The sequence below is a fragment of the Paenibacillus sp. NMA1017 genome (assembly GCF_058895805.1).
Map to the genome: position 1 here is coordinate 1 of NZ_JBZXYR010000030.1, position 6,268 is coordinate 6,268.

Below are 6,268 nucleotides of genomic sequence, written 5' to 3' on the forward strand. Positions count from 1 at the left end.
GATCGGCTGGTTTACAAGCCTGTATCCGGTGCTGCTGGACACAGATGTCAACCTGACGCTGGCCCAGCGGATTAAAGAAACGAAGGAAGGTCTGCGCCGGATTCCACATAAAGGGCTGACCTATGGCACATGGCGCTACTTGTCCCCTGCTTCAGGATCGGGTGAAGCGCGTACGATTGCAGTAGAACCGGAGATCAGCTTTAACTATTTGGGGCAGGTCGATCAGGATGTACAAAACAGTGAAATCACGTTGTCGTCCTACGGTGCAGGGGAGACAGAGGATGCCCATTCACCGTTACTGTACACGCTGGATTTGAACGCGATGATCTCGGAAGGCACGCTGCGTTTGACGATCGCTTACAGCCATAAGCAGTATCGCAAAGAAACGCTGGAACGTGTGGCGGGATTGTTGAAATCTGCTTTGCAAGAGGTGATTACGCACTGTGTCGCTCAGGAACAGCCGGAGCTGACGCCGAGTGATGTGTCCTTCAAAGGTCTGACGACTGGAGAACTGGAACAAATTGCGGAACAGGCGGCACATACCGGTGAGCTGGAAAATGTATACGCACTGACGCCGATGCAAAAGGGCATGCTCTTTTACAATCTGATGGACTCGCAATCAGGAGCTTATTTTGAACAGGCCTCCTTTGATCTGCGAGGACAGTTTAATATCGCTGCATTTGCGGCAAGTTTGGATGTCTTGGTGCAGCGGCATACGGTACTGCGCACGAATTTCTACAGCGGCTGGAAGGATGAACCGCTGCAGGTCGTGTACCGAAATAAGCGCAGTGAATTATATGTTGAGGACCTGCGGGATGTGGAGGACGAGCAGCAAAACGAGTACATTCTCGAATATACGCACCAAGACAAGCAGAGAGGTTTTGATCTGGCACAAGACGCCTTGATGCGTGTCGCTGTGTTGCGCACAGGTGAGGATGCGTACCGTTTTGTATGGAGCTTCCATCATATTGTGATGGACGGATGGTGCTTGTCGCTGGTGACAGGCGAAGTGTTTGCGAGCTATTTTGCGATACTGGCCCATAAACAGCCGGAGTTGTCACCTGTAACGCCATACAGTCAATATATCGAATGGCTGGAGCAGCAGGATCGTCAGGCCGCATCCGGTTACTGGAGCAAGGTTTTGGAAGGATATGAGGAGCAGTCCCGCCTGCCACAGGCTAAAATGCAGGGCAAAACGGATTATCAGGCGGAACGTCTGGATTTTGACTTGGGCGCGGATCTCACAGCTGATATTCAGCGCATAGCCAAGCGTTATCAGGTCACCATCAATACGTTGATGCAGACGGTTTGGGGCCTTTTGCTGCAAAAATATAATGGCACAGATGATGTGGTGTTTGGCAGCGTGGTATCTGGACGTCCGGCAGACATTCCAAATGTGGAGCACATTATTGGTCTGTTTATCAATACCATTCCGGTACGCATCCGCAGTCAAGTGGACAGTTTATTCTCAGACGTGATGAAGCAAACCCAGGAGCAATCGATTGCTTCCCATGCCTATGATACGTATCCGTTGTATGAAATTCAGGGGCTGTCGGAGCTTAAGCAGGATTTGATCCATCATATTCTTATTTTTGAAAACTATCCGGTAGAGGAACAATTGGAGCAATTAGGCAACGGTGATGAGTCCAGCTTCAGCATCACAGGAGCCGAGTCTGTCGAGCAGACCAACTATGACTTTAACCTGGTGGTGCTGCCAGGGAACACCATTCATATGAGCTTTGGCTATAATGCCTTGGCCTTTGAACGGGAAAGTGTAGAGCAAATTCGAGGTCATCTGGTGCAGCTACTGGAACAGGTGACAGCGAATCCGAACATCCGTGTACATGAGCTGGATATGGTTACCATGCAGGAGCGTGAGCAAATCGTTGAGGTTTGGGGGAATACAGCAGTAGCATATCCAAGCGAGCAAACGATCCACGGCTTGTTCGAGGCGCAAACCGCGCAGACGCCGGAGCAGACAGCCTTGTTCTTTGAAGGAGAAGCGCTGACTTATCGCGAGCTGAATGAACGCGCCAATCGATTAGCTCGTACCTTGCGCAGTCAAGGCGTGACGAAAGATCGTCTGGTGGGCCTGATGACCGAGCGTTCGGTGGACATGATCGTGGGCATCTTCGGGATTTTAAAAGCCGGGGGTGCATATGTCCCAATCGATCCGACGTATCCAGAGGAGCGTATCCGCTACATGCTGGACGACTCAGGTGCGAAGCTACTATTGACGCAAAGCCATCTGGTAGACAAAGTAGCTATCGATGGTCAGGTGCTGGTGCTGGATGGAGCACAAACGGTGTATCACGAGGATGGTTCTAACCTGGAGCGGTGGTCCGGTCCAAACGATTTGGCATATGTGATTTATACGTCGGGGACAACGGGGCAGCCGAAGGGCGTAATGCTCGAGCATCACGGGCTATGCAATCTGAAGACGTATTTTGATCAGACGCTTCGGATTCGTACGACGGATCATGCGTTGCTGTTCGCCAGCTATTCGTTTGATGCGGCTTGCTGGGAAATCTTCCAGGCGCTGTTCTGTGGAGCCACGTTGTATGTGCCAACGTCAGAAACGATTTTGAACTACGAGCGGTTTGAGCAATATATGGCGGATCATCACATCACCGTGGCTGCTTTGCCGCCGACCTATGCGGTGTATCTGGAGCCGGAACGGATGCCAAACTTGCGTATTCTATTCACTGCGGGTTCTGCATCTTCAACAGAATTGGTATACAAGTGGAAGGATCAGGTGGCGTACTACAACGGCTACGGTCCAACCGAAAACTCGGTGGCGACGTCCATCTGGCCGGTATCCGAGGATGAGAGAGCCGGACAATTGATTTCCATCGGACGCCCTGTGCCGAATCATCGGGTATACATGGTGGATGGGCATGGACATTTGGCTCCGATAGGCGTAGCGGGTGAGCTGTGCGTGTCCGGTCCGGGTCTGGCTCGGGGTTATCTGGATCGTCCAGAGCTGACGGCGGAGAAGTTTGTAGCGAACCCGTTTACGGCTGGTGAAGCAGGCTATGAACGGATGTACCGTACGGGTGACTTGGCGAGATGGATGCCAGACGGGAACATTGAATATTTGGGCCGGATCGACCATCAGGTGAAAATCCGGGGCTACCGGATCGAGTTGGGCGAGGTCGAGGCACAAATTTTGAAAGTGGAGGATGTACAAGAGGTCATCGTACTGGCCCAGGCGGACGAACAGGGGCAAAACCAACTGGTGGCGTACTATGTCGCTGAAAGAGACGTAAGCGCTGGGGAACTGCGCAGCTTACTGGGTGAGGAGCTGCCAAACTACATGGTGCCTTCGTATTTCATCCAGCTGGAGCAGATGCCGCTGACGCCGAACGGTAAAATCGACCGCAAGGCCCTGCCGGCACCAGAAGGCAGCCTGCAAAGCGGAGCGGATTATGTAGAGCCGCGCACAGCGCTGGAGCAGACGTTAGTGTCCATTTGGCAGGCTGTATTAGGAACGAAGAGAGTCGGGATTTTGGATAATTTCTTTGATCTGGGCGGCGATTCGATCAAAGCAATCCAGGTATCCTCCCGTTTGCTGCAAGCGGGCTACAAGCTGGACATGAAGGATTTGTTCCAATATCCTTCCATTTCGCTGCTGAGTGGTCATGTACACAAGGTCAGCCGTACAGCCGATCAGCGGGTGGTTTCGGGGGCAGTTAGTTTGACTCCCATACAGCAATGGTTCTTTGGACAATCCTCGGCAGAGCCACATTATTTCAACCAGTCGGTGATGCTGTATAGAGCACAAGGCTTCGATGAAACCGCATTGCGCCAAACGGTGACCCAGGTGACGGAGCATCATGATGCGCTGCGTATGGTCTTCCGTCAGACGGAACAGGGCTATGAAGCGTGGAATCGCGGTTTGAACGAAGGCCAGCTGTATAGTCTGGATGTTGTTGATTTGACGGATGTGCAGAACATTGCAGATGTTGCAGCAGCAATTGAGGTGAAGGCGAATGCCATCCAAAGTTCTATTCGTCTGGACGAGGGACCGCTGGTGAAGCTGGGACTTTTCCATTGCATGGATGGAGATCATTTACTGATTGCCATTCACCATCTGATCGTAGACGGCATTTCATGGCGGATTGTGTTTGAGGATTTTGCTACGGGATACGAGCAGGCCGTGCGGGGAGAAGCGATTCGCCTGCCATACAAAACGGACTCTTTCTCTGCTTGGGCAGAGCAGTTGTCTCAATATGCGAACAGTCCGGCGATCGAAAATGAACGCGAGTATTGGCAGCGTCTTGCCCAAGTGGAAATTGCATCGCTACCTAAGGATCAAGAAAGAGCGACAGGACAGCATTTTGTGGTCAGAGACAGTGAGACGGTGAGCGTGGCTTGGAGCGAACAGGAAACCCGGCTACTGCTTCAGGAATCGCATCGTGCGTACCACACCGAGGTCAATGATCTGCTGTTAACCGCACTCGGCAGCGCATTGTACAACTGGAGCGGTCAGGAGCGTGTGCTGGTCAATCTGGAGGGGCATGGCCGGGAGGCTATTGTTCCAGATGTGGATATCACACGTACCGTGGGTTGGTTTACGAGTCAGTACCCGGTACTGCTGGGTGTGGATGGAAAGGCGGAAGTAGGGCAGCGCATCAAGCGGGTGAAAGAGGACCTGCGCCATGTGCCGCATAAGGGCATTGGCTATGGCATTTTGAAATATATGTCTCAGCATGATGTCCATCCTTCCTGGTCCTTGCAGCCTGAAATTAGCTTTAACTATTTGGGACAATTTGATCAGGACTTGGAAAATGGGGATATCACGCTGTCTTCACATCCAGGTGGAGAGCCGATGAGTGATCATACCGTTCTGGAGCATCCTTTGAATGTGAACGGCATGATTACAGCGGGCGCGCTGACACTGGAAATTCGCTATGACAGCCAAGTATATCGTCAGCAAAACGTAGAAAAATTTGCGCAGTTGCTGCAGGAAAGCCTGCAGGAAGTGATCGTTCATTGTGCCTCCAAAGAGCGGAGTGAGCTAACTCCAAGCGATGTCTTGTTCAAAGGCTTGTCCTTGGAACAACTGGAGCAATTGACGGAGCAAACCGCTTCTGTAGGCGAGCTGGAAAATGTGTATGCTCTCTCGCCTATGCAAAAGGGGATGCTGTTCCATCATCTGATGGAGCCGGGATCAGGCGCCTACTTCCAGCAAGCGTCGTTTGATCAAAAAGGTAGCTTTGATGTTGCTGTTTTCCGCAAGAGTCTGGATGTACTGACACAGCGTCATGAAGCGCTGCGGACGAATTTCCATCGGTTTGAGACAGGACACGGTCAGGAGCCATTGCAAATGGTATTCCGTCACAAAGATAGCGACCTTTCCTTCCAGGATGTACGCGGCATGCAGGAAGCGGAACAACAGGCGTATATCCAAGCGTTTAAGCTGGAGGACCAAGCTAGAGGCTTTAATCTTGGTACCGATGCACTCATGCGTGTACAGGTATTGCAAACCGATGAAGAAACGTATCACTTGGTATGGAGCTTCCATCACATTGTCATGGACGGCTGGTGCTTATCGCTCGTTACAGGTGAGGTGTTTGGTACGTACTTTGCGCTGCTGGAGCAGAAACAGCCGGAGCTTGCTCCGATCACATCGTATGGCCAATATATCGAATGGCTGGGACGTCAGGATGAACGTGCAGCGAAAGAGTATTGGAGCAGCTATTTGGCGGGTTTTGAACAGCAGACGTTGTTACCTGGATCGGATACCGCATCGAAAGACCAAGCGGCTAGTACTGTATCCACTACAGCAAGTGAAACCAGCCAATATATCTCTGAAAAAATAACGGTAGATCTGAACCCAACGTGGAGCGAAGCCATACACCGGATTGCGAAGCAGCAGCAGGTCACGATCAATACGCTGATGCAGAGCGTGTGGGGCCTTATTTTACAGAAATATAACAACAATGAGGATGTTGTGTTCGGCAGTGTCGTATCTGGACGTCCGACGGATATTGCCGGTGTAGAGCATATGATCGGTTTGTTCATTAATACGATCCCGGTGCGGATTCAAAGTGAGCGGAATGCCACGTTTGTGGAAGTGATGCGGAAAACGCAGGAACAGGCACTGGCTTCGGGAGCCTATGACAGCTTCCCGCTGTATGAAATTCAGGCGCTGACCGAGCAGAAGCAGAACCTGATTAACCACATTATGGTATTTGAGAATTATCCGGTAGAGGAGCAAGTTGAGCAGCTGGGCGAAGTTCGTCCGTCCGCGTTTGAAATTACG

Annotated in this window: 1 protein-coding gene; it reads left to right on the forward strand. The window is 51.6% G+C overall.

What is annotated here, in order from left to right; translation table 11 throughout:
• Window positions 1-6,268 (forward strand): amino acid adenylation domain-containing protein (locus tag AC5ELV_RS26025; RefSeq protein WP_493432428.1); only part of this gene is annotated, 6,268 nt, incomplete at both ends.